The following is a 1,889-nucleotide window of genomic DNA, read 5'->3' as shown; positions in this document are numbered from 1 at the left end:
AGTCGATCAGCCTGTGGATGCGGGCCGCCGGCTTGCGGATCGAAAAGCACGGCGCACTGGCGACCGGTGGCAGCAGGCCTTCGAAGCGTTCACCTCCTTCAGGCAGTTCTGCGCTCACGATCGGGGCACCGGCATGGGCTTCAGTGCGAACATGGCTGGCGACCAGGCGGATGATGCGTTCGGCTTCCGCCGGCTCCACCCGCAATTCGGTATCGACGCGGCCTTCGCCCAGGAGGTCAAGCCGGAGCGACCCATCAGGGTTGACCATGATCTCGATGACGCGCGGATCGCTGAGCGCGGCCGCAATAGCAGGGCCCATGGCGGTGCGCAGCATGGCGCGACGGCGGCCCTCCGCCTGGCTGTTGACGCCGCTCATGACGCCGCCTCTTTCGCATTTGCCAGCGGCTTCACGCCCGAAGCCATTTGGCGGCCGATCTGTTCGATGAACCTGTCGAACCGTTCACGCCCCACAGCGCGCGCGGCTGCATCGGGTTCGGGAATCTGAGCATTGAGGCAAAATTGCTGATGGACGAAGAGTGAGAGGCTTTCGAGCAACACCTGCATGTCGCGCCCAAGGCGCCCGATTTGCAAACTCATCCGGTCGAGCCTGGGGCCGAACCGTTCATCCAGGTCATTGCTGCCCTGCCGGGTGAGCCAGGCATCAAGCGCGGCCACCAATATATCGGAGCGCGCAATGCCCGGCTTGGCGGCCATTTCCTCCAGCCGCTCGGCCAACCGCGGTTCGAGGAAGAGCTGATAACGCACCTTGTCGCGGTTCAGCATCACTGATCCCCTCCGAAGCTGGGCATCAGGTCGCCACGATCCTTGCCCTCGTTGATGGCGACGGCGCGGGCGACATTGCTGAGCGTGGTCATGGCGCGCCGATCGGCGGCGGGATCGCTGTCGCCGTCATCACCGGGCGCGGCATCCTGCTCGCACTCGATGGGCTTGACCGCCTGTTCTTCGGGCAGGCCAGGATGGCGCTGCTGTTGCAGACCACCTTCGGAATCTTCTTCGAAATCTGCGCCTTCGGCTTCGGCAGCGATGGCCAGCTTTTCATGCAAGCCGCGCACTTCGCCGCCCCAGTCGTCGGGGCGCGGGTCAGGTCGGTCGGCATAGGCGCCCTCGCCTCTATCAATGTCGGTGGGCGGCAGCACACGCGAAGTAAAATTGCGATCCTCGTAATAACGCAGCTTCTTCGCCCGGATCGGGGCCAGCCCGGACACGAGCACCAGTTCGTCGGCGGGCGGCAATTGCATCACCTCGCCCGGCGTCAGCAGCGGGCGGGCCGTCTCTTGCCGCGACACCATGACGTGAGAAAGCCAGGGCGCGAGGCGATGGCCCGCATAGTTGCGCTGGGCGCGCAATTCGGTAGCGGTGCCGAGGGCGTCGGAAATCCGCTTGGCTGTTCGTTCGTCGTTGGATGAAAATGCTATGCGGACATGGCAATTGTCGAGAATGGCGTTGTTTTCGCCATAGGCCTTACTGATCTGATTGAGGCTTTGGGCGATCAGGTAAGCGCGGATGCCATAGCCCGCCATGAAGGCCAGTGCGGTCTCGAAAAAGTCGAGCCGGCCGAGCGCCGGAAATTCATCCAGCATCATCAAGAGCTGATGCTTGCGGCTCTTGTGCGGATCGCCCTCCAGACGCTCGGTCAGGCGGCGCCCGATCTGGTTGAGGACCAGGCGCACCAGCGGCTTGGTCCGCGATATATCGGACGGCGGAATGACCAGATAGAGTGAGACCGGATGGGCAGCATCGACGAGGTCGCTGATCCGCCAGTCGCAGGCCGCCGTGTTGCGCGCCACGATCGGATCCCGGTACAAACCAAGGAACGACATTGCCGTCGAAAGGACGCCGCTGCGTTCGTTTTCCGACTTGTTCAGCAC

2 protein-coding genes and 1 pseudogene are annotated in these 1,889 nt (G+C 63.6%); all 3 read right to left on the bottom strand.

Annotated elements, in window-relative coordinates; genetic code table 11:
* A pseudogene (locus CV013_RS15330) lies at positions 1–376 on the bottom strand (P-type conjugative transfer ATPase TrbB); the annotation flags it as partial.
* On the bottom strand, positions 373–783 hold the full coding sequence (locus tag CV013_RS15325; RefSeq protein ID WP_102156576.1) for a ribbon-helix-helix domain-containing protein: 411 nt from the start codon (positions 781–783) through the stop codon (positions 373–375). The gene CV013_RS15325 and the pseudogene CV013_RS15330, both read right to left, overlap by 4 nt.
* The coding region (locus CV013_RS15320) for a type IV secretory system conjugative DNA transfer family protein (RefSeq protein WP_157935794.1) at positions 783–1,889 on the bottom strand (1,107 nt) is incomplete at its 5' end. The genes CV013_RS15325 and CV013_RS15320, both read right to left, overlap by 1 nt.

It is taken from the genome of Tsuneonella flava (assembly GCF_002870965.1).
Classification (GTDB): domain Bacteria; phylum Pseudomonadota; class Alphaproteobacteria; order Sphingomonadales; family Sphingomonadaceae; genus Tsuneonella; species Tsuneonella flava.
This window is presented reverse-complemented; position numbering and strand designations above follow the sequence as displayed.

Coding starts and splice junctions, on each gene's coding strand:
- CV013_RS15325 (WP_102156576.1), bottom strand. CDS start 783: ATGCTGAACCGCGACAAGGTGCGTTATCAGCTCTTCCTCGAACCGCGG.